General features: G+C 63.2%; 22 protein-coding genes and 1 pseudogene. 10 read left to right on the top strand and 13 right to left on the bottom strand.

Translation table 11 applies throughout. The annotated features are described in order from the left end of the window. The first annotated feature begins 4 nt into the window (after window positions 1-4). The gene (locus YH3_RS21530; RefSeq protein ID WP_007736121.1) at window positions 5-688 is read left to right on the top strand and encodes an ABC transporter permease; all 684 of its coding nucleotides are present in this window, start codon (window positions 5-7) and stop codon (window positions 686-688) included. Next, a complete protein-coding gene (locus YH3_RS21525) occupies window positions 685-1,374 on the top strand; it encodes an ABC transporter permease (RefSeq protein WP_003945081.1) in 690 nt (229 codons plus the stop codon). The genes YH3_RS21530 and YH3_RS21525 overlap by 4 nt, the downstream gene beginning before the upstream one ends. Window positions 1,375-1,447: 73 nt before the next feature. Here YH3_RS21525 and YH3_RS21520 read toward each other — a convergent pair whose 3' ends face one another. The 4 genes from YH3_RS21520 to YH3_RS21505 all read right to left on the bottom strand — a co-directional run bounded on the left by YH3_RS21520 (window position 1,448) and on the right by YH3_RS21505 (window position 4,923). Continuing rightward, complete coding sequence (locus tag YH3_RS21520) at window positions 1,448-2,641, bottom strand: NADP-dependent malic enzyme (protein WP_058228126.1); 1,194 nt, start codon at window positions 2,639-2,641, stop codon at window positions 1,448-1,450. A gap of 420 nt (window positions 2,642-3,061) precedes the next feature. Beyond that, the gene (locus YH3_RS21515; RefSeq protein WP_007736120.1) at window positions 3,062-3,454 is read right to left on the bottom strand and encodes a hypothetical protein; all 393 of its coding nucleotides are present in this window, start codon (window positions 3,452-3,454) and stop codon (window positions 3,062-3,064) included. Between the two features lie 3 nt (window positions 3,455-3,457). After that, a complete protein-coding gene (locus tag YH3_RS21510; protein ID WP_164490628.1) occupies window positions 3,458-4,072 on the bottom strand; it encodes a MarC family protein in 615 nt (204 codons plus the stop codon). After that, window positions 4,069-4,923 (bottom strand): PHP domain-containing protein, encoded by an 855-nt coding sequence (locus YH3_RS21505; protein ID WP_007736119.1) that lies wholly within the window; start codon window positions 4,921-4,923, stop codon window positions 4,069-4,071. The genes YH3_RS21510 and YH3_RS21505 overlap by 4 nt, the downstream gene beginning before the upstream one ends. A gap of 169 nt (window positions 4,924-5,092) precedes the next feature. On the opposite strand from YH3_RS21505, the gene YH3_RS21500 reads away from it, so the two are divergent. Both YH3_RS21500 and YH3_RS21495 read left to right on the top strand, forming a co-directional pair. Continuing rightward, window positions 5,093-6,163, top strand: a complete 1,071-nt coding sequence (locus tag YH3_RS21500; protein WP_007736118.1) for a magnesium and cobalt transport protein CorA — start codon at window positions 5,093-5,095, stop codon at window positions 6,161-6,163. Between the two features lie 134 nt (window positions 6,164-6,297). Continuing rightward, window positions 6,298-6,744, top strand: coding sequence for an SRPBCC family protein (locus tag YH3_RS21495; protein WP_007736117.1), 447 nt, complete (start codon window positions 6,298-6,300; stop codon window positions 6,742-6,744). 25 nt (window positions 6,745-6,769) lie between these two features. Here the strand turns inward: YH3_RS21495 and YH3_RS21490 are convergent, their stop codons facing one another. Next, window positions 6,770-7,354, bottom strand: a complete 585-nt coding sequence (locus tag YH3_RS21490) for a suppressor of fused domain protein (RefSeq protein ID WP_007736116.1) — start codon at window positions 7,352-7,354, stop codon at window positions 6,770-6,772. 71 nt (window positions 7,355-7,425) lie between these two features. On the opposite strand from YH3_RS21490, the pseudogene YH3_RS36780 reads away from it, so the two are divergent. Then, window positions 7,426-8,065: pseudogene (locus YH3_RS36780) on the top strand (metallophosphoesterase). Next, on the top strand, window positions 8,055-8,918 hold the full coding sequence (locus YH3_RS21480; RefSeq protein WP_003945080.1) for a hypothetical protein: 864 nt from the start codon (window positions 8,055-8,057) through the stop codon (window positions 8,916-8,918). Before YH3_RS36780 ends, YH3_RS21480 begins: the two are co-directional and overlap by 11 nt. Here YH3_RS21480 and YH3_RS21475 read toward each other — a convergent pair. Both YH3_RS21475 and YH3_RS21470 read right to left on the bottom strand, forming a co-directional pair. Next, window positions 8,911-10,017: a winged helix DNA-binding domain-containing protein gene (locus YH3_RS21475; RefSeq protein WP_064444032.1), complete on the bottom strand. Its 1,107-nt coding sequence runs from the start codon at window positions 10,015-10,017 to the stop codon at window positions 8,911-8,913. The genes YH3_RS21480 and YH3_RS21475 overlap by 8 nt on opposite strands. 10 nt (window positions 10,018-10,027) lie before the next feature. After that, window positions 10,028-11,293: a sensor histidine kinase gene (locus YH3_RS21470; RefSeq protein ID WP_064444249.1), complete on the bottom strand. Its 1,266-nt coding sequence runs from the start codon at window positions 11,291-11,293 to the stop codon at window positions 10,028-10,030. A gap of 126 nt (window positions 11,294-11,419) precedes the next feature. Between YH3_RS21470 and YH3_RS21465 the strand changes: the two genes are divergently transcribed. Next, on the top strand, window positions 11,420-11,656 hold the full coding sequence (locus tag YH3_RS21465; RefSeq protein ID WP_207624637.1) for a hypothetical protein: 237 nt from the start codon (window positions 11,420-11,422) through the stop codon (window positions 11,654-11,656). Window positions 11,657-11,659: 3 nt separating this feature from the next. On the opposite strand, the gene YH3_RS21460 is transcribed toward YH3_RS21465, so the two are convergent. From YH3_RS21460 to YH3_RS21435, 6 genes are all read right to left on the bottom strand, one after another. Then, a complete protein-coding gene (locus tag YH3_RS21460) occupies window positions 11,660-12,829 on the bottom strand; it encodes an ABC transporter ATP-binding protein (protein ID WP_003945069.1) in 1,170 nt (389 codons plus the stop codon). A 4-nt stretch (window positions 12,830-12,833) separates the two neighbouring features. Further along, the gene (locus tag YH3_RS21455) at window positions 12,834-13,664 is read right to left on the bottom strand and encodes a carbohydrate ABC transporter permease (RefSeq protein WP_003945075.1); all 831 of its coding nucleotides are present in this window, start codon (window positions 13,662-13,664) and stop codon (window positions 12,834-12,836) included. Between the two features lies 1 nt (window position 13,665). Next, window positions 13,666-14,547, bottom strand: a complete 882-nt coding sequence (locus YH3_RS21450; RefSeq protein WP_044480569.1) for a carbohydrate ABC transporter permease — start codon at window positions 14,545-14,547, stop codon at window positions 13,666-13,668. 80 nt (window positions 14,548-14,627) lie between these two features. After that, window positions 14,628-15,965 (bottom strand): ABC transporter substrate-binding protein, encoded by a 1,338-nt coding sequence (locus YH3_RS21445; RefSeq protein ID WP_030536939.1) that lies wholly within the window; start codon window positions 15,963-15,965, stop codon window positions 14,628-14,630. Window positions 15,966-16,216: 251 nt separating this feature from the next. After that, window positions 16,217-16,711: a general stress protein gene (locus YH3_RS21440; protein ID WP_003945065.1), complete on the bottom strand. Its 495-nt coding sequence runs from the start codon at window positions 16,709-16,711 to the stop codon at window positions 16,217-16,219. Between the two features lie 107 nt (window positions 16,712-16,818). Further along, window positions 16,819-17,781: a CoA ester lyase gene (locus YH3_RS21435; RefSeq protein WP_054187358.1), complete on the bottom strand. Its 963-nt coding sequence runs from the start codon at window positions 17,779-17,781 to the stop codon at window positions 16,819-16,821. Window positions 17,782-17,853: 72 nt separating this feature from the next. Between YH3_RS21435 and YH3_RS21430 the strand changes: the two genes are divergently transcribed. The 3 genes from YH3_RS21430 to YH3_RS21420 all read left to right on the top strand — a co-directional run. Next, entirely contained in the window at window positions 17,854-19,140 is a 1,287-nt protein-coding gene (locus tag YH3_RS21430) for a magnesium transporter MgtE N-terminal domain-containing protein (protein ID WP_003945077.1), read from the top strand. Beyond that, window positions 19,137-19,679: a DUF1003 domain-containing protein gene (locus YH3_RS21425; RefSeq protein WP_003945067.1), complete on the top strand. Its 543-nt coding sequence runs from the start codon at window positions 19,137-19,139 to the stop codon at window positions 19,677-19,679. Before YH3_RS21430 ends, YH3_RS21425 begins: the two co-directional genes overlap by 4 nt. A gap of 114 nt (window positions 19,680-19,793) precedes the next feature. Beyond that, window positions 19,794-20,817: lytic transglycosylase domain-containing protein (locus YH3_RS21420; RefSeq protein WP_238592673.1), on the top strand; the 1,024-nt coding region annotated here is incomplete at its 3' end.

The raw sequence follows: 20,817 nt of genomic DNA, 5'->3' as shown, positions 1-20,817 counted from the left end.
CGGCATGCGCTGGCTCATCGACAATTTCTCGACGGTCGTGGATTACTCGAAGACCCATCTGTATCTGGCACTGCTTCCTTTGCTGATCGGTCTCCTGATTGCCGTTCCGGTCGGAACAGCGATCCGCAACGTCAGATGGCTGCGCCGAATCACGTTGACCCTGGCGAGCATTGCGTTCACGATTCCGTCGCTCGCGCTGTTCGTCACCATCCCCCAGTTGTTCGGACTCAAGACCCTTGATCCTCTCAACGTCGTGATCGCACTCAGCGTGTATGCGACGGCACTGCTCATCCGGGCAGTACCCGAAGCACTCGACTCGGTGCCGGACAACGTCATCGACGCCTCCACCGCCGTCGGTTTCACACCACTACGACGCGCTCTGACGGTCGAGTTGCCATTGGCGCTGCCGGTGATGATCGCGAACATCAGAGTTATTGCCGTTACCAATATTTCGCTGGTGTCAGTCGGATCTCTGATCGGAATCGGCGGGCTTGGAGTCCTGTTCAAACAAGGCTACGACCGCGACTATCCCGACCAGATCGTTGCGGGCATCATCGCGATCGTCGTGCTGGCACTGGCGCTCGATCTGATCCTGTATCTGATCGGCCGATTCCTGACCCCGTGGACCAGAACGTCGACCTCGTCGAAGGTTCCCGCCGTCCTGTCAGCCGAGGGGGAACCCGTATGAGCATCTTCACCGGGGCCTGGGACTTCATCGTCGATCCCGGAAATTGGAGCGGCGACACCGGAATCGGCACCCGCATCCTCCAGCACCTCTGGTACAGCGTTCTGGCCGTGGCACTTTCGGCTGTGATCGCGGTGCCCATCGGATTACTCATCGGCCATCTGCGTCGCGGTGAGATCGTGGTCGTCAGTCTGGTCAACGCACTGCGGTCACTGCCCACTCTCGGCCTGCTGACCTTCCTCGTTCTTCTCATGGGTCTGGGAGTGATGCCGCCGATTCTCGCCCTCGTCATTCTTGGTATTCCCCCACTACTCGCCGGCACGTACGCCGGAATCGCCAGCGTCGACCGCGGCGTCGTCGAGGCCGCACGGGCGATGGGTATGACCGAACTCCAAGTGCTCTTCCGCGTCGAGATACCCAATGCGCTGCCATTGATTCTCGGCGGACTGCGTAACGCGACACTACAGGTGATTGCCACGGCAACGGTCGCCGCCTACGTCAACCTCGGCGGCCTCGGCCGGTACATCTTCGACGGTCTCGCGCTCTACAAGTACGACCGAGTGGTCGTCGGCGCAATCCTGGTCGCGGTTGTGGCTCTCGTCGTGGACGGCTTACTGGCGCTGGTGGTCTGGGCATCGGTTCCCGGGACCGGCAGGCTGCGCCGAACACCCGACCTCACTCGTCTGTAGCTCTCGGTACACACGAAAAAGCCCCGATCGGAACCTTGTGTGCGGGTTCCGATCGGGGCTTTCGTAGTCCCTCTTAGCTGGTCACGCCCTCAGCATGCGCTGCGGCCGCGACGGCTTCCGCTACTGCGGGTGCCACGCGAGGGTCGAGTGGGCTGGGGACGATTTTGTCCGCCGCCAACTCGTCGCCGACCACCGACAGGATTGCCTCGGCGGCAGCGAGCTTCATACCTTCGGTGATGCGACGGGCGCCGGCGTCGAGCGCGCCCTTGAAGACACCGGGGAAGGCAAGAACGTTGTTGATCTGGTTCGGGAAATCACTACGGCCCGTCGCCACGATCGCCGCGTACTTCGACGCGGTTTCGGGGTGAATCTCCGGGTCCGGGTTGGAGAGTGCGAACACGATCGACTCGGGAGCCATCGAAGCGATGAGCTCCTCGGGGATCTTGCCCGCCGAGACACCGAGGAACACGTCAGCACCTTCGAGAGCCTCGATGGCACCACCATGCAGGTCACGGGGATTGGTGCGGGCCGCGAGTTCTGCCTTCACGTCGTTGAGGTCGTTGCGCTCACCCGAGATGATGCCCTTCGAGTCCAGCACGATGACGTCGCTGATTCCGGCGGCGAGCAGGATGTTCGCGCAGGCAACACCCGCAGCGCCGGCGCCGGAGATGACGACCTTGAGTGTGGTGATGTCGCGGCTCTGGACCTTCACGGCGCCCTTGAGTGCCGCGAGGACCACGATGGCGGTCCCGTGCTGATCGTCGTGCATGACGGGGCAGTCGAGAGCTTCGATGACGCGCTTCTCGATCTCGAAGCAACGCGGCGCCGAGATGTCCTCGAGGTTGACCGCGCCGAAGCTCGGACGCAGTCGGATGAGTGTCTCGACGATCTCGTCGGGATCCTTGGTGTCGAGAACCAGCGGAATGGAGTTCAGTCCGGCAAAGTTCTTGAACAGCGCCGACTTGCCCTCCATGACGGGCAGCGACGCGCGAGGGCCGATGTCGCCGAGTCCGAGAACCGCGGTGCCGTCGCTGACCACGACGACGAGTCGGTTGGTCCACGTATATCGATCGGCGAGGGTTTCGTCTGCAGCGATGGCGCGGCTCACCTGAGCAACACCCGGCGTGTAGGCGATCGAGAGGGCCCGCTGCGTATCGAGCGGTGCTGTGGTCTCGACCGAGAGCTTGCCACCGACGTGAGCGGCAAAGATTTCTTCGTCGGTCAACTCGACCTTGGGTACGTTGATGGCTTCAGTCACGAGGGACACGATGACACTCCTGATTAGTCCAGCCTCAAGCGGGGCTGGGTTACTGGGAAGTAATCCTTCGGACCGCTGCGAAACTACGTTCACAACGGTCAGAGATCATTTCTTCCGCGAACGACTACTGAGAAGAAGAGCATTCGGCGTGCGCGAGAAAGTGGGCCGCAATACATCCGAAGCGTCATGGTGTGGGGCGGGTGAGCCCTGGCGTATCCATGCAATCTAGGTTTCGGGAGAAATTCTGACGAAACCTGCACTTCGGGGCCGGGCTGTGGCGCCGCCTCGAAGTAACTCCAGTTTGCCACCAGAGTCGGATCACAATCAAATCCTCCAAGCGGTCGGATTCCTCACCACACTCGAACCCGAGCCGTCATCCCCACCGTGTCATCCCCACCCAGTCATCCCCACCGTGTCATCCCCACCCAGTCATCCCCACCACTGCGTCACCAACAACAGCCCTGCCACCACGAGCACGACCACCGATCCGGCAACCGCCGCGATACCCCTCCTGCGGTCGCACCAGATCTGCGCGGCGAGAGCAACCACCGAGGCCGCAATGTGCGCGGTGATCGACGTTGTTCCCGGACCCGGGAATCCGCGGTTGCCGCCCAGATATGCCGAACCGATGATCACGAGTGTCAAGACCACGATTCCGGCCGCCACGGTGCCACTCAGGGCGCGTAGAGCGCGGACCAGCAGCCATTGTCGTTTGTCGGCGGGATAGTCGTAATCGTCTTCGTACTGATAGTCCTGATATTCCTGGTACTGGTAGTCGTCCTCGTACCTGTCGTTCCGGTCGTACCTGTCGTCGTATGTCATCTCTTACGCTCCCGCGACGAATCCGCGGACTGATTCCGCAATGAGTTGAACCGCGATGGCGGCGAGCAGAAGACCGGCGATGCGTGCCAGCAGACTGATGCCACCCTCGCCCAGTATCCGGATCAGTGCGGTCGAGAAGCGCAGGACCACGAACAGCACGAGGTGGATGGACAGAATCGCCAACGCGATGGCCAGATACGACGCCGCTTCACCGTCGGCCTGGGCGACAAAGACGATGACGGCTGCAATCGCACCGGGACCGGCCATCATCGGCGTTCCCAGAGGAACGAGTGCGACGTTGACGTCGTCGGCTCCCTGCGGACGGTTGGAGGCCTTGCCGGTCAGCAGTTCGAGTGCGATGAGAAGCAGGAGTAGTCCGCCGGCGCCCTGCAACGCCGGAATGCCGATGTGGAGGTAGTTGAGGATCGCCTGACCGCCGATGGCAAAGACCGAGATGACCGCCAGGGAGACGGCGGGGGCCTGCCATGCCGCTCGATTGCGATCTTCACGGCTTTTACGTCCGACGAGTGACAAGAACACCGGGATGACTCCGGGCGGGTCCATGATCACGAACAGCGTGATGAACACGGTGAGGTAGAGCGTGGTGTCGAGCATCAGCGCCCCAGTACCTCCACGCCGGTGGCAGCCGAGACGAGTTTGTCGAACTCGGCTTCGTCCGTGAGCTCGTCGCCGAGTCCGATCGTCTTGTTCTCGCCGTGGTAGTCAGAGGATCCGGTGACTGCCAAGCCGAGATCGACGGCCAGTCGGCGCAGGACGTCACGATCGTCGCTGCGATGGTCCGGGTGATCGACTTCGAGACCCCCGAGACCCAGCTCGGCCAGATCACGGATGTGGTCGAGCGCAAGCAATCCGCCGCGCGAACGCGCCCGTCCATGCGCAAGGACAGTTACTCCCCCGGCCGCTGCCACCAGTTCGACGGCGTACTCGAGCGGAGTGTCGTACTTGGGAACGTCGTATCGCCCTCGACTGGACAACAGGTCGGAGAAAGCCTCACTGATGCTCGACACCACTCCCGCTCGCATCAGGGCCGCTGCGACGTGCGGGCGTCCGACGGACGGACCGGCGTCGGCGAGGATCTGATCGGGATCGACGGGCAGACCGTCACGCGCCATCATGGTCGTCATCACCCGGATACGTTCGACGCGTTCGGCGCGCAGTCGCTCACGTTCTTTTGCGAATTCGGGGTGCGTCGGATCGAACAGGTACGCAAGCAGATGTACAGCGACCGGCCAACCACGCTCACCTCGACCTTCGCACGACATCTCCATCCCACGAACCAGGCTGACGCCGGCCGGCAAGGCCTGCGCCGCCTCGGCCCAGCCCGAAGTCGTGTCGTGATCGGTGATGGCGACGACGTCGAGTCCGGCGTCGGCTGCGGCGCGCATGAGGGCAGCCGGGGTGTCGGTGCCGTCCGATGCGTTGGAGTGGGTGTGAAGATCTATTCGCACTGTTCCAGTGTGTCAGCAATCGGCAACTTCATCGCGCTCCGGTGGGCGAGCCGGAAGCTGACGTACGATTACGCCGCAGCGGCAGCGCAATTCGATCAGGTGTCGCTGTAGTGCCGTTCCCCTGCCGTTCCACTGCATTACAGACCGAGAAGGAGCGAGCGTGCCAACCATGCCGTCACTGCCGAATTGGTCGAACGGCAAATCGACGCAAGCCGATGCGCCCAAGATCCCCGTTCCGGCAGCCCGCGCGATCGTCGACTGCGCGGTCTACGTGGACGGCGTGCGGTTGCCGGGCAAGTACACGCACCGCGCTGCGTTGGCCGAGGTTCGTAGTCGCGACAACGCGTTCGTCTGGGTGGGCATGCACGCTCCCGACGAAGGTCAGATGCAAGATGTCGCAGCAACTTTCGGACTCCACGAGCTGATGGTCGAGGATGCCGTCCATGCACACGAGCGCCCGAAACTCGAACGCTACGACGACGTCATGTTCCTGGTGCTGCGCACGGTCGTCTACGTGCCGCACGAGTCCGTCGCGACGGCGAGCGAGATCGTCGAAACCGGCGAGATCATGGTGTTCGTCGGCCCCGACTTCGTGGTGACCGTCCGGCACGGGGATCACTCCGAACTGGCAAGCGTGCGCAAGTCACTCGAGCAGAACCCCGAGCGCCTCACCATGGGCCCGTTCGCGGTGTTGCACGCGATCACCGACCACGTCGTCGACAGCTATCTCTCCGTCATCCAACTCGTCGAACAGGACGTCGACAGCATGGAAGAGTTGGTGTTCAACCCGCGGAACACCGTTGCCGTCGAGCACATCTACCTGCTCAAACGTGAAATCGTCGAACTACGACGCTCGGTCACTCCACTCGGATTGCCACTGCTCCAGCTGACCCAGCCCGCGGGCGGCCTCGTCCCGAAGGAGATCCGGCGATACTTCCGTGACGTACGAGATCACCACACGATCGTGGCCGAACGTATCTCGGAATACGACGAGGTGTTGAGTTCGCTGGTCGACGCCGCACTCGCGAAGATCGCGGTGCAGCAAAACACCGACATGCGCAAGATCTCCGCGTGGGTCGCGATCGCCGCCGTGCCGACCGGCGTTGCCGGTATCTATGGGATGAACTTCGAGAACATGCCGGAACTCGGTTACAAGTACGGCTACCAGTCCATCCTGTTCCTCATCGCCTCGGTGTGTGTCGGCTTGTTCTTTCTCTTCCGCCGCAACAACTGGCTGTGAACCACTCACGCTGACTCCCTGTACTTGCCACCGTCGCAGGCGGACAATGGATATGGGTACGCATTTTCATTCCGTTCCCGAAATCCATTTTGCGACAAGCAAATTCAGATCTTAGGAGAAGTGGAGGAGCAACCATGCCTACAGTCGAGCAATCCGTGGAGATCGCGTTGCCACCCAAGGACGTCTGGGAGTACATCGCCGTCGCCGAGAACTGGCCCAACTGGGAGAATTCGATGGTCGAGTGCAAACAGATCACCGACGGCCCGATGGGCGTGGGAAGCCGCTGGCACGGTGTCTCGCGAATCCTGGGCAAGCGTCTCGAGTGGACATCCGAATTCACCGAGTACGACCCACCGAGATCGTCGAAATCGACGTCCGTCGAAAGTCCGGTCAGCTTCTCGCAGACCACGACCTGCGAAGAAGTCGGTGACGGCACTCGGGTCACCTACCGACTCGACAGCGAAAGCGGCCTGGGAGGAGTATTCGGCAAGATGGCCGACCCGATCGTCACGAAAGCATTTTCACGGACGGTTCGGGTAAGTCTCGAGAACTTGGCGGACATCCTCGTGCACGCCGAATGATCTGACGGACAAAGCGCCAGCGCAGCTAGAGCGAGGCAGCGGAACGGTGCGGATCGCGGATGTCGATCCCCGCCTCGGTCCACGCTTCCCTCAGTGCCTCCGCGCCGCGCAGACGCACCCAGGCGGCTTCGGTACCGGTCAGGGGGACCACACCAAGGAAGCGCACCGGGTCGAACGGCTCCGGCAGCGTCAGGTCTTCGATCCCGCTGTCACCGAGAAGCACCGCCGTGAACGCAGTGTCCTTCCACAGCGGCTCGCCCAGGTCCAACAGTGCGTCCTCGAGCAGCACGACGCCTTCGACGGACGGCGCCGCGGCCAGCACCGCGAGCGTCCTGGCCACACCTGACGCCACACCGGTGCCACCGCGCAGCGTGAGTACCAACTCGGCGCGGGGTCCGCGTGTGGGGTCTGCGACCAGTTCGTTGGGGTCGCCCATCGGATGACGCGAGCACCCCAGTGTGACGTAGCGGACCAGGCCGTCGGGTGATTCGAAACGCAGCACGTCCAGCGGTTCGACACCGAGGAACGTCACTGAGGCCGCGGTGGGGTCCGGCCCCTCGATGCTGCTGACGAGATGGGCCCGGACGGAAGATACGACGCTGTCTGACACTCGTCCATCTAAACACCGTGCCCGCGAGGTTCGCAGCGCAGATACCTCGCGGTGGCGGTAGCGTCGTCGAAATGGTCTCCGTTCTCGCTGTCAGCGACGAGACTGTCGAATTCCTGTGGAGCAGTCAGGTTCGTTCACTCCGAGTCGACGTGATCCTCGGCGCAGGCGATCTGCCGTTTGCGTATCTGGAGTACCTGTCCGATCAGCTGAATGCGCCGTGCGTGTTCGTTCCCGGCAACCACGACGCCGATCTGTCCGGATATTCGAACAAGAGATCCGGTTGGACGCGGGCAGGGATGCCGGCGCAGTGGCCAGGGCCGACCGGCGCAGTCAACGCCGACGGACGCATCGTGACCGTCGCCGGTCTGCGGATCGCCGGCCTCGGCGGTTCCATCCGATACCTGGCGAAACGCCTGGCAATCGCGGCTTCCCGGCAGCCGGGCGGGCGTGGATGTGCTGCTCACCCACAGTCCCGCCCGCGGTGTCGGCGACGCCGAGGATCGGCCACATCGAGGGTTCGAATGCTTCACGCCTTTGATTCACAACCTCGATCCGACGGTGATGGTCCACGGACACATCCACCCGCACGGGCGAACCCCTCTCGATCTGGAGGTAGGCCGGACTATCGTGCTCAATACCGTCGGCTTCACGCTGATGGAGATTTCCCCAGGTACTCCGCCGACGATCGTGAGGCGCCGACATGGCTCGTGACACCGGATTTCCCACAGCCGACGCGGAAAACGACTTCGCTCGTCAGCGTCGACGTGCCGACGTGGCACGTCTGGTCAGTTGGCTACGACGCGAACCCGACGACGTCAACGCGATCCTGCCGTTCGACGAGGTTGTCGCAGCTCTGGGCAAGGTCGGCGAGAAGTCTCTGGGGCTGCAGGTCGTCACCATCGAATCGATAGTCGGAAGTGTCGACCGCACAGGTGATTTCGACAGGTACTTCCGTCCGACGTCCACTCACTCGCGCGCTCGTTGGGAGCGACTTGCGGTGGCGCAACGACGCGGCGAATCGGTACCACCTGTTCAGTTGTATCGCGTCGGCTCCATGCATTTCGTGATCGACGGGCACCACCGAGTGTCCATTGCGTGTGCGATGCACCAGAAGACAATCGACGCGTACGTCACCGAGATCATCACGCGTATCTCACCGGAAGGCATCACTCAGCGCGCCGATCTGCTCATCAAGGATCATCGCCGCCTCTTCCTCACCCGCGTTCCGCTGCAGGGTTCACAACGCGAAGCCGTACAAGTCACGGACCCGTGGGAGTACGCCGAACTCAGTGAGTGCGTGGAGGCGTGGGGTTTTCGCCTCATGCAGGAGAAGGGTGAGTTTCTCGGCCGGGACACCGTCGCCCGCCGCTGGTTCGGTGAGGAGTTTCTCCCCGTCGTGCGAATGCTGCGAGGCGCCGACATGTTGCCCGAACACACCGACGCCGAGGCATATCTGTGGATTGCACGGGAGCGGTACCGGTTGGTGCGGCGCCACATGTGGAACGACGAGATCGTGGCCGAACTACGCGATCGAGCACCGCGAAAGCACAAGCCCGCTACGTAGCGACAGCGATCCGCACCTCTCGGTTCGGGATCTTCGGGTGCATGAATTTCAGCAACGCACGCGCTTCCTTCTCGATGGATGCGAGCGCGGTCTTCGGTTGCTGCGCAAACAGAGTCGCGCCCAATTCGACCGTCTCCTTGTCCGGCGTCACCGTCGCGAATCCCACCACCTTTCCGCGCACCAGGATGGCGGGCTTGATGATGCCGTTGACGGTGAAGACGCGAGTTCGGTACTGCTCGTCCATGATTCGCGAGCGGTCGGCGTGCGAGAGCAGGATGTTGTCGAACGGAGCAAGGATTCTGACCGGCGGTGTTCCGGAGGTCGGTCGTGGCGCGTCCGGCAGGTCGAACACCTCGGCCCCTTTCGCGTTGACAAAGGTGATCAAGCCGGGACGTAGCCTCTCGAAGACTTCGGCGAGTCTCGTGAGCCCTGACCACGCTTGCGCATCTTTCACACTGGCGGGCCCGAAGGCCGCCAGATAACGAAGCACCATCGCATCCGGATCCGGCGATGAACTCACTTCCGTGCCAAGCCAATTCTCCAAGGTCGTCAGTGCCGGTACTCCGGATCGTCCCCACAGGCCTCGCGGTGGGACCTGCACCATCGGCAGAAGTCCTCGAACTCCGTGCGCCAGTCCCTCGGCCGCGTGACCGGGAAAGCGCTCTGCCAGTATCGGTCTCATCTGCATCTGGGTGAGCGGCCCGTCCGCTACGAGGTCCCGTCCCGCCCGCGCCAGAGCGTCGAGATCCAACCCGGTGAGCGCCGCACGCTGTGTGCTGTTGGTGTGGAGATCGCGTTCCATGATCGTCTGAACCGTGGCCCGGAAGGGACCCGCATCCGCGGCCGAAAGAGCAAAGACCGTGCCCCGCATGGCAACAAGCCGCACCACCTGGCGCTTCTCGACAAGGGTGGAGAGGTCTTCTGCCGCAAAGTTCTTCAGCCGCGCCCACAGCGCCAGGTAGGGCGGGTTCGGCGCCTGGGCCTGCAGACCTGCCAGGTGCTCGATCGCATCCAACGCACTGACCTCGGCCCTCCGCAGCAGGAACTGCCGCGCCAGAGTCGCCAGGTTGAGCTCGCGATCGGTGATCAGTGCAGCCATCGACAACTCCTCAACGATCGTGGTCAGTGGCGGTGACGATCTCGAACGGTATCTCGACTCGCGCGAGGGTTCCGGACTCTTCACCCGGTCCGACCGAGAACGAGCCACCCGCGGCAACAACCCGCAGTTCGTGCGAGAGCAGTCCGATGTGCCCGGCAGCCCGTCGTTCGGCAATCCGATCGGCGCTGATCCCCCGACCGTCGTCCGAGACCACGAGCACCGCACGGTGGTCCAGTCGTGCAAGCTCGATCCGGACGTTCTGCGCGCCGGCATGTTTGACGACGTTGCCCAGAAGCTCTCGGGTGGCGCCGAACAAGACTTCGTCCGCGGACGTGCGCAGATCGTCGTTCCAGCCCGAAGTGTCGACGTCGACCACCACTCCGCCGCGTCCCTGCGCCGATCGCGCGAGGTCCCCGATTGCGCGGGCAAGACCCACGTGAACAAGGACAGTGGGATGCAACTCCGAGACGGAGGATCTCAACAGCGTTGTCGCTTCACCGAGCGCTTTCGCGGCTCGCGCCAGGGCGACAGGCTCCGCGCTGTCTGCCAATTCGTCGAGATCCATCCGCGCCGCGAGGACGTACTGCAGCGCCCCGTCGTGTAATTGCTCCGACAGTTCCGTGCGCTCACGCTGCTCGAGCCCCATGAGCTCGGCAAGAAGGCTCGTGCGATGCCCGACGAGTTGTCCGATGGTCAACACGCGTGATCTTTGAATCCGAGTCAATCCGATTGCGCCCGCGCCCACTCCGGCCAAGGCCATGGTGCTCAGCAGGATCGACGGCCACGGCTCGGAGTTCGAAGTCATCGTTGCCCAACTGGAAACGAAGAACACCCCGATCGTGCAGGCAACGACGCCGACACACACGTCCGTCCGCAGTTGCGTACACGCAAGAACCGGAATGACGAAGAGCCCGTTGCTCAAGATGTCGGCGGTCCAACTCTGCTCGGCTGCGAGACCGGTCAGCAATGTCAGAGTTGCGAGCACGGCGAGGTCGACGAACAAGCCGAGCCAGATCATCGTCACCGGGCCGGTGCCGCCTTTGCGGATCCACAGCGCCACGGCTGCCGACCAGAGGGCATAGGCGCCCAGAATCGCGAAACACCATCCCGCGTCGTTCATCGGCGGGACGAAGATCAGTGTCAGGGCGATGAACAGCACCAGAGCGCCACGCACCGTCAGTTGGAGGTACGCACCGCGGTAGGCGTGTTCGCGCATGATCCGCTCGAGGTCCGGGCCACCGGGCAGGTGCTCGGTTCGTACCGAGGATTCGTTCATCTGTCCTCCTGTGCCGCCCATCCCAGTTCCCTGTGAATGAGCTTCGCACACGAGATTTCACAATCAACCCGCAATACCGTGAATGGCACAGCATTCACCGAACCTCGAAACCACGCAGGAGTGCTCATGATCTCGACCCGAGCAAGCAAGCGCCGCATCGCCACTCGATTTGCCGTCGCCGGCGCCCTGGCAGCGGCGCCGATCGCCGTGGTGGCCGGGACAGCGCAAGCCACCCCGGCCTCCACCCATCACGAACAATTCGGCCGCCTGGTCCCCCTACCCGAACCGGCCGACGCAGCGCCCGGCCCCGAACAGGTACCGCTCCCCTGGGGCGCGACGTATTCGGTCACCTTGCCCGGGTAAAGGTCACAGCAGCAGATTGGCTCCCGTACCGCCGTCGAACACCGCGATCTTGGCGGGATCGAACCACAGATCGACAGACCTGCCCTGGGCCACCGTGGACTCGGACGAGAGCCTGGCAACCAGTTGACCGCCACCAGCGACGGCCGTTCCCGAATCGGCGGCGAGTTCCTCGAGTTCACGAGAGTTGACGGCGGGGCCACCAGCGAGGAAATACGCGTACTTGTCCGAACCCATCGATTCCAGCACGTCGACGTCGACGGTGAACGTCCCACCGTGCGGCTTCTGCGCTGCATCGACCAGCGCCACGTCCTCGAAATGTTCCGGCCTGATACCGACCACGACGTCCTTGCCCGAGCCGCTGCCCGAGATCTTCGACTGCGCCGCCGCGGGCAGGCGAACATCGCCGATCGGCGTGCTCACACCGTCGGCCGTCAACTGTCCGGGGAAGAAGTTCATGGACGGGGACCCGATGAACCCCGCCACGAACAGATTGTTCGGACGATCGTAGAGTTCCTGCGGCGCACCGATCTGTTGCACGATTCCGCCGCGCAGCACGACTACCCGATCGCCGAGCGTCATCGCCTCGGTCTGGTCGTGGGTCACGTAAATCGTTGTCGTACCGAGCCGCTGCTGCAGACGGGCGATCTCCGTCCTCATCTGCACGCGCAGTTTGGCGTCCAGGTTGGATAGCGGCTCGTCCATGAGAAACGCCTTCGGGCTGCGCACGATTGCGCGTCCCATCGCCACACGCTGACGCTGACCGCCCGACAGGTTCGCCGGTTTGCGATCGAGATGCTGGGTGAGGTCGAGGACCCGCGCCGCGTCGTCGACCTTGGCGTTGATCTCGTCCTTGGACATCTTCGCCAAGGTCAACGGGAACGCGATGTTCTGGCGCACCGTCATGTGCGGATACAGCGCATACGACTGGAAGACCATCGCGATGTCGCGGTCCTTGGGGGCGCGTTCGTTGACGCGTTCACCCGCGATCCGCAACTCACCGGTCGAAATGTCTTCCAGCCCGGCAATCATGTTGAGAGTCGTGGATTTTCCACAACCGGACGGGCCCACGAGAATGATGAATTCTCCGTCGGCGATGGTGATGTCGACATCACTGACCGCCTTGGCTCCGTCCGGGTACAGCTTGGTCACCTTGTCCAGCACGATCTCGGCCACAGGCTTATCCCTTCACTGCGCCGGAAGTAAGCCCGGCCACGATACGACGTTGGAAGAACAGAACAAAGATGATGATCGGAATGGTGATGACCATGGCGGCCGCGGCGATCGACCCGGTGGGCTCCTCGAATTGTGAAGCGCCGGTGAAGTTTGCGATGGCCGCAGGGGCGGTGATGGAGCGTTCGGTCGACGTCAGCGAGATCGCGAACAACAGATCGTTCCAGCAGAAGATGAACACCAGAATGCCCGCCGTGACGATGCCGGGCGCGGCGAGCGGAGCTACCACCTTCCGGAACGCCTGCCCCGGCGTCGCGCCGTCCATCTGCGCCGCCTTCTCGAGTTCCCAAGGAATCTCTTTGAAGAATGCCGAGAGCGTGTAGATCGCCAACGGCAACGCAAAGGTGATGTACGGCAGGATGAGTCCGGCCCAGGTGTCGAAGAGTCCGAGCCGTCGTTCGATGTCGAACAGCGGGCTCACCAATGAAATCTGCGGGAACATCGCGATCAGCAGGGCAACAGCCACCAGCAGCTTCTTGCCCGGAAAATCCAGGCGCGCAATCGCGTAAGCAGCCATGGTTCCGATCACCACGGCGATGACCGTCGAGATGAGTCCGATGCCGATGGAGTTGATCAGAGCACTGGTGAAGGCGCTGGTGTCGAAGATTCCTCGGTAGTTGTCCAGGGTCCACTTCTCCGGAATGAACTTGCCGTCCTTGATGGTTCCGGCGGGCTTGAAGGACAGGCTCGCAATCCACAGGACGGGAACCAACGCGTACAGCAAGACCAGAAGGTTGACGACGGACCAGCTGATCTTGAGTCTGGGAGTCACGGTCATGTCAGCGTCCTTCCGTATCGGATCCGGGAGCCGAAGCACCGAAAAGTTTGATGAAGATGAACGCGATCACGGCCACGCACACGAAGATCAACACGCTGATCGCGGATCCGATGCCCAAGTTGAATGCCTTGAACAGATTGTCGTAACCCAGAATCGACACCGACCCGGTGTCGTTCGCTCCCTTCGTGAGCACGTAGATGTTGTCGAAGATGCGGAATGCGTCGAGTGTGCGGAACAGCAGAGCGACGAGGATGGCGGGCTTCATCAGCGGAAGGATGATGCGTACCAACCGGGTCCACGCGCCGGCGCCGTCCACCTGAGCCGCCTTGAGAAGGTCATCGGGCACGAGCGCCAAGCCGGCGAGCAGGAGCAGCGCCATGAACGGCGTCGTCTTCCAGACCTCGGCAAGGACGATGATCGCGAGCGACGGGATCTGGTCGGTGAGCGGCGCACTGCCGTCGGGCAGGAGATTGGCGAGGTAGCCGGTCCCCGGCGTCCACGCGTAGTACCAGCTGTATGCCGCCGCGACGGTGACGATGCCGTACGGGATGAGCACAACGGTGCGGACGAGCCCCTTACCCACGATCGTTCGGTGCATCACCAGTGCGATGGTCAGTCCGAGAACGAACTCGATGACGACCGAGACAACCGTGATCGACGTCGTCACCGCGAACGCTTGCCACCAGTAACCGTCGGTCAGCACCGACACGTAGTTGTCGAACCACACGAACTTTCGTTGATCCGGGAAGCGCAGGTCGTAGCGCTGCAAACTCAGCCAAACGGCGTAGACCACCGGATACGCGGTCACCGCGATCATGAGAATCGCGGCCGGGGCCACCAGCCAGAGACCGAGTCGACGCTCAGCCGCCTTTCCGTCGGACATCTTCGACTTCGCGGAGTGCTTCGGCTCCGGCGATGGCGTCGCGACTGTTGGTGCAGCTCCCGAATTTTCGCTGTCGATCGTCACGGAATCAGCCCCTCGGAATTGACTGCCTTGCGTACCTGCTCGGCAAGATCGTTCACGGTCGATTCCGGATCGATGTTTCCCACAGGGTTCAGCGTGGCAGTGATGAGCGTCGAAATACTCTGATAGGCAGGAGAAACCGGCCGAACCGAAGCGGTGTCCAGGCTGTCGCGAACCTCACGCCACGCCGGGTACGCCTCCTGGAACGCCGGGTCGTCGTACAGGCTCTCGAGAGTCGGCGGAACGCCACCGGCTACCGCGTTGTTGCGCTGATTCTCCTCGTTACGCAGACAGGTCAGCGCATCGAAAGCGAGGTCCGGATGCTGGCTGGTCTTGGCCACCGCCACGTTGAAGCCGCCGATCGTGACCTCGGCCGGCTTACCCTCGATCACCGAGGGATACGGAGCGGCAAGGAAATTCCGTTCTCCGTTCACCGTGAGCACCGTGTTTCCGGTGTTCTCACTGGTGACGTTGCCCTTGTCGTCGATGTACGGCAGATCGCCCTTCTCGGCGTTCTCCATGATGCCGGGCAGCACGAACGGCCAGTTGACCTGGAAGGCAGATTTGCCGCTCTCCATACCCAGTCGCGACGACGCTTCATCCCCCTGCGAGATCGAGGGATCCGCACCCTTGGCGGTAGCGACGCGCTTCATGACGGTCAGCGCCTGCTGGGCAGCATCACCGTCGGCCACCGTCACGGTTGTTCCGTCCGGCCCCACCACCGATCCGCCGGCACTGGCGAGAAGGGTGTTGAACCAGACCATCAATCCTTCGTACTGCTTGCCCTGCACACCGATCCAGCTGGGGCGCCCCTCCGCGGCCAGGCCTTCGGAGATGTCGATCATCTGATCCCAGGTCTGGGGTGGTTGCCCGTCCGGCATCAAATCCTTTCGATACCAGAGCAATTGGGTGTTGGTGTTCAATGGCGCCGCATAGAGTTGGTCCTGCCACTTCGCCGACTCCAGCGGACCCTCGAGCGTCCCGTTGCTGACCTCGGCCGCCACGTCGTCAGGAAGCGGCAATGCCCATCCCGCTTCGGCGAATTCGGCAGTCCACACCACGTCGAGCGTCATCAGATCGAGTGACTTGTCATTGCCGGTCAGACGCCGGGCCAACTGAAGTCGCTGGTCGTCGGCACCCTTGGGCAGAGTTTTCTGCTCGACCCGGTACGCGCCGTTCGACGCCGCCGAACAATTGGCGGCGGCCTCCGCATACTGCTCGGCGCCGTCGGCAGCGGTGTAGAAGGACAGCACCACGCCGTCGTCATTGTCCGATCCGCACGCACTGAGCAAGGGCGCCAACAACAATGTTGCCGCGCCGAGCAGCCCCGCCCGCAATTTCTTCTTCTGTCCCGCCCGCGATCTCTCGTTCTGCCCCGCCCGCGATCTCTTGTTCTGCACAGCCGTCCTCCTCGGGCGGCGAGACGGCGCAGTCGTTACGGCTGGCCGACGCACCACACATCGGCACTTTTGCCGGAGAAGGGACCTATTTCCTTGTCCGGCAAACGGTCACGGGAAGCCAGTACTACCTCGCCCGCGTGTACATAAAGTAACCGAGATCACACAAGTTGGCAGCCCGAGCGAGAATGTCAGATGGCGAGCTTGGCGAGCAGGTCGCGCGCCGACTCCGCCGTCTTGGGCTCACACAGTACGTCGTAACGTCCGGCGACCAACTGCATCGTCGAGGCGAAGTCCCGCTGCCCACGCGTCGCGGCGTACGGAATCGTCGTGGAGATGACACCGAAGATGATGCCGCCCACGATGCCCGCGATCAGCGGAGCGAGGAAACCACCGGTGACGATTCCGAGCACCAGGCCGAAGAAGACACCGAGCCAAGCACCGGAGACGATGCCGCCACCGATCACCTTGGCCCACGTCAACCGACCGAGAACTCGCTCGACCTGCATCAGGTTCACGCCGACGATCGTGACGTCCTGAACCGGGAATTCCTGATCGGAGAGGTAATCGACTGCGCGCTGCGCCTCGGCGTAGGTGGGGTACGACCCGATGGGCCATCCCGAAGGCGGTGTCGGCAACGCTCCACGGCGCGACCCATTCGACGATTGACCGAGCGGATTGGACATGGCTGGCTGCGCTCCTCTTTTCGGGCACGTCATCCACGCGGATGACGCAAGTACATCTACCCCCTATTGTGCCCTTTACAGACCTGATTCGTTCGGCTATGCGAGCGTCAGGCGTGTTCGGGCGGCGTGAATTCCGACGTGCGCGCCATCCCCGCGGCGCGACCCTTGGCCGAAATCACCAGTGCCATCTTGCGACTCGCCTCGTCGATCATCTCGTCGCCGAGCATGACGGCGCCCCGCCCTCCCCCGGCAGCCGAGGTGTGGAACGCGTACGCGTCCAAGATGAGTTCCGCACGGTCGTAATCGGATTGGCGCGGACTGAACACCTCGTTGGCCGCCTCGATCTGCGTGGGGTGCAGAACCCACTTGCCGTCGAAACCGAGCGCTGCCGTTCGCGCAGCCGACCGAGTGAAAGCCTCGACGTCGCGGATCTGCAGGTACGGCCCGTCGATGGCCTGGACGCCGTGCGCCCGCGCGGCCATCAAGATGGTCATCAGGATGTGGTGATACGCGTCACCGCGGTCGTAGCCGTCCGGTTGCTCACCGACGACCAGAGTTCGCATGTTCAAGCTCGCCATGAAGTCGGCCGGGCCGAACACGAGCGCCTCGACGCGGGGACTCGCGGTGGCGATCGCGTCGATGTTGGTCAAGCCGATCGCGTTCTCGATCTGCGGTTCGATCCCGATCCTGCCGACCTCGAGACCGTTGGCCTTCTCGACCTGCGTCAACAACAAATCGAGCGCCTGGACGTGACTCGCATCGGGAACCTTGGGCAGCAGAATGGCGTCCAGATGCGCTCCGGCGCGGCCCACCACCTCCACGACGTCGGCATACGTCCATTCGGTGGTCCAGTCGTTGACCCGGACGACCTTGACCTGTTTGCCCCACCCGTCCTCGGCCAACGCGTCGCCGATCGACTCCCTGGCCGCCTGCTTCGCCAGCGGCGCCACCGCATCTTCGAGGTCGAGAAAGATCTCGTCGGCGGGCAATCCCTTCGCCTTGTCGATCATCTTCCGACTGCTGCCGGGAACTGCCAATACCGATCGACGGGAACGGTTGCGTGAAGTCATTGCGGACTGCCCTTCTCGATTTTCGGTGGCGCCGTTGCAGATTTTGACGCTGGACGAATTAGCCTTGCAATCATGGCAGCAGCAGGCAAGGTATTTGCAGCCAGGCTTGCCGGCCTGGTTGTACTCGGCCCGGACGGCGAATCGATCGGTCGTGTGCGCGACGTCGTCATCACGGTCCGCATCGGACGCCAGCAACCCCGCGTTCTCGGTCTGGTGATCGAAATGTTCACGCGCAAACGCATTTTCGTTCCGATGTTGCGTGTGACAGCAATCGAACCGAGTGCAGTCACCCTCACCACCGGCAACGTCAGTCTGCGGCGCTTCAACCAGCGCCCGGGCGAAGTGCTCGCTCTGGCGCAGGTACTCGATTCGCATGTGCGCGTGGACGACCCGGAACTCGAGGAGCTTCACGGCGTCGACACGATAGTCGTCGATCTCGGAATCGAATCGACGCGGACGCGAGACTGGGTGGTCTCCAAGGTCGCGGTTCGCGGCCATCGCGGACGCCTCGGTCGACGCGCGGCGATTCACATCGTCGACTGGCAGCACGTCGCCGGCCTCACCCAGAGCGATCTCTCACTCCCCGGCCAGGGCGTAGCTCACCTGCTTCTCCAGTACGAAGGCATGCGACCCGCCGATGTGGCCAACGCCATGCGCGAACTGCCGGAGAAGCGCCGCCACGAACTGGCCGTGGCGCTCGACGACGAACGCCTCGCCGACGTCGTGCAGGAACTGCCGGCGGACGACCAGACCGATCTGCTGATGCACCTGGAAGTCGAACGCGCCGCCGATCTACTCGAAGCGATGGATCCCGACGACGCCGCCGACCTGTTGGGCGAGCTGCCCGAAACCGAGGCCGAGTCACTGCTTCAGTTGATGGACCCGCAGGATTCCGAACCTGTTCGACGCCTGCTCGAGCATTCCCCGGACACTGCCGGTGGTCTGATGACGCCCGAACCGGTGGTACTGACGGCCTCGACGACGGTCGCGGAGGCCCTTGCCCGCGCCCGCAACTACGACGTGACCCCGGCGCTGTCGAGCATGGTCTTCGTCGTACGTCCGCCGACGGCGACTCCGACCGGGCGGTATCTCGGCTGCGTCCACTTGCAGAAGCTTCTCCGCGAGCCTCCCGCCAGCCTGGTAGGCGGACTACTCGACACCGACATGCCCCGGTTGGCCCCGGACGACTCGTTGGCGTCGGTCACCCGATATTTCGCGACGTACAACTTGGTATGCGGGCCGGTCGTGGACGACGAGAACCACCTGATCGGGGCCGTGACGGTCGACGACGTGCTCGATCACCTCCTGCCGGAAGACTGGCGTGAGGATTACTCCGACGACGAGGAACTACTCCGATGAGCGAACGGGCGTCGAGCACGACCGCACGGCAACGACTGGAAACGCCCCGCGGAAGCCGCCGGTTCAATCTCGATTTCGACGTCGAAGCTGTCGGGCGCGTCAGTGAACGCATCGCCCGCTTCCTCGGCACCGGGCGTTATCTCGCAATCCAGACGATCATCGTGATCGTCTGGATCCTGATCAACGTGTTCGCGGTGGCCCTGCAGTGGGACCCGTACCCGTTCATCCTGCTCAACCTGGCCTTCTCCACCCAGGCCGCCTACGCGGCGCCGCTGATCCTGCTGGCCCAGAACCGTCAGGAGAACCGCGACCGGGTCTCACTCGAGGAGGACCGCTCACGCGCCGAGCAAACCAAGGCGGATACCGAATTCCTCGCCCGAGAACTCGCAGCTCTGCGTATCGCCGTCGGCGAGGTTGCCACCCGCGACTACCTGCGACGGGAGCTCGAGGAGATCAAGTCGATCCTTGCTGCCGACGGCGAACCGACCCCGAAGAAGAAGCACCGTGACTCGAATACTGCGAAACAAAGTCACAACTAGCTGAGCGTTCGCTGAGTTTTGCTGCACGCACCGTGACCGATATGTAACGTAAGTCACAGCAATATGGATATCACGGTGGGTACTCCGGAGCGGGAGCGCCAGCAAAGGGGAATCGTGCGAGTACGCGGAATGATTGCAGCATCCACACTGGTGGGGGGACTGCTCGTCGTCACAGGTCCAGCGGCCCTCACTGCCGGAAGCGCACCGACCGGAGGGTCACAGGTTCCGATCGCACTGGCGGGCTCCGCCTCGATTGCGCAGCCGGACTCTGTCGACTTCCTCCCGACGCCCCGCACGGTCCGAACGCAAAGATCGGCCCCGCCCAGCGATACGGTCGCCGGCGCCCCGGCAGCGCCCAACGCTGCGGCCGTCGTCCTCACCTCTCTGGGCATCCCCGAGATCGTCCTGAACGCGTACCGCTCCGCGGAGCTGGTGATGATGACCGAGGCACCGGGATGCGGAATCCCCTGGCATCTTCTGGCCGGCATCGGACGCATCGAATCCGGTCACGCCAACGGCGGCAAGACGACCTCGGTGGGTACGACGGTCACCCCGATCCTCGGCCCCGTCCTCGACGGACGGCTGGCAGGCAACGAAGTCATTCGGGACACCGACAAGGGCGCAATCGACGGCGACCCCACTCACGACCGCGCCGTCGGGCCGATGCAGTTCATTCCGGCCACCTGGGCCGGATATGCCAGCGACGGCAACGGGGACGGAATCAAGGACCCCAACAACGTCTTCGATGCGGCACTCTCGGCAGCGAAGTACCTCTGCAGCGGCGGACTCAACCTGCGCGATGTCGCCCAGGAGACCAAAGCTGTTCTGCGATACAACAACTCGGCCGCTTACGCAGCAAACGTGATCATGTGGTCGACGGCATACAAGAACGGTGTCATTCCTTCCGGTCAGCTGCCGTACACCTCGGGCATCAACACCGGCAGCTCCGCGATCAACGCCGCCGCCTCGGCAGACTCCGCCGCTTCGGCCGTACTCGCCGCGGCTGCGGCTACCGATCCGGCGGCCGGCGACAAGGAATCAGCGTCGACGACGCCGACCCCGACCACCACTCCCCTCTTCCCGGGTCTGCCGGACATGCCTGCACTCTCACCCGAGATCCAGGCACTGATCCCGCCGG

The sequence above is a fragment of the Rhodococcus sp. YH3-3 genome (genome assembly GCF_001653035.1).
In the GTDB taxonomy this organism is placed as follows: domain Bacteria; phylum Actinomycetota; class Actinomycetes; order Mycobacteriales; family Mycobacteriaceae; genus Rhodococcus_F; species Rhodococcus_F qingshengii.
Note: the sequence above shows the minus strand (reverse complement) of the source record. Positions and strands in the feature narration are given on the sequence as shown.

Excerpts from the sequence above, each read along its gene's own strand:
- YH3_RS21530 (WP_007736121.1), top strand. The coding sequence starts at position 5 with ATGCGCTGGCTCATCGACAATTTCTCGACGGTCGTGGATTACTCGAAG.
- YH3_RS21525 (WP_003945081.1), top strand. The coding sequence starts at position 685 with ATGAGCATCTTCACCGGGGCCTGGGACTTCATCGTCGATCCCGGAAAT.
- YH3_RS21470 (WP_064444249.1), bottom strand. The coding sequence starts at position 11,293 with ATGAACGAATCCTCGGTACGAACCGAGCACCTGCCCGGTGGCCCGGAC.
- YH3_RS21440 (WP_003945065.1), bottom strand. The coding sequence starts at position 16,711 with ATGTCCAATCCGCTCGGTCAATCGTCGAATGGGTCGCGCCGTGGAGCG.
- YH3_RS21480 (WP_003945080.1), top strand. The coding sequence starts at position 8,055 with ATGGCTCGTGACACCGGATTTCCCACAGCCGACGCGGAAAACGACTTC.
- YH3_RS21495 (WP_007736117.1), top strand. The coding sequence starts at position 6,298 with ATGCCTACAGTCGAGCAATCCGTGGAGATCGCGTTGCCACCCAAGGAC.
- YH3_RS21515 (WP_007736120.1), bottom strand. The coding sequence starts at position 3,454 with ATGACATACGACGACAGGTACGACCGGAACGACAGGTACGAGGACGAC.
- YH3_RS21500 (WP_007736118.1), top strand. The coding sequence starts at position 5,093 with ATGCCGTCACTGCCGAATTGGTCGAACGGCAAATCGACGCAAGCCGAT.
- YH3_RS21435 (WP_054187358.1), bottom strand. The coding sequence starts at position 17,781 with ATGACTTCACGCAACCGTTCCCGTCGATCGGTATTGGCAGTTCCCGGC.
- YH3_RS21450 (WP_044480569.1), bottom strand. The coding sequence starts at position 14,547 with ATGTCCGACGGAAAGGCGGCTGAGCGTCGACTCGGTCTCTGGCTGGTG.
- YH3_RS21475 (WP_064444032.1), bottom strand. The coding sequence starts at position 10,017 with ATGGCTGCACTGATCACCGATCGCGAGCTCAACCTGGCGACTCTGGCG.
- YH3_RS21425 (WP_003945067.1), top strand. The coding sequence starts at position 19,137 with ATGAGCGAACGGGCGTCGAGCACGACCGCACGGCAACGACTGGAAACG.
- YH3_RS21455 (WP_003945075.1), bottom strand. The coding sequence starts at position 13,664 with ATGACCGTGACTCCCAGACTCAAGATCAGCTGGTCCGTCGTCAACCTT.
- YH3_RS21430 (WP_003945077.1), top strand. The coding sequence starts at position 17,854 with ATGGCAGCAGCAGGCAAGGTATTTGCAGCCAGGCTTGCCGGCCTGGTT.
- YH3_RS21465 (WP_207624637.1), top strand. The coding sequence starts at position 11,420 with ATGATCTCGACCCGAGCAAGCAAGCGCCGCATCGCCACTCGATTTGCC.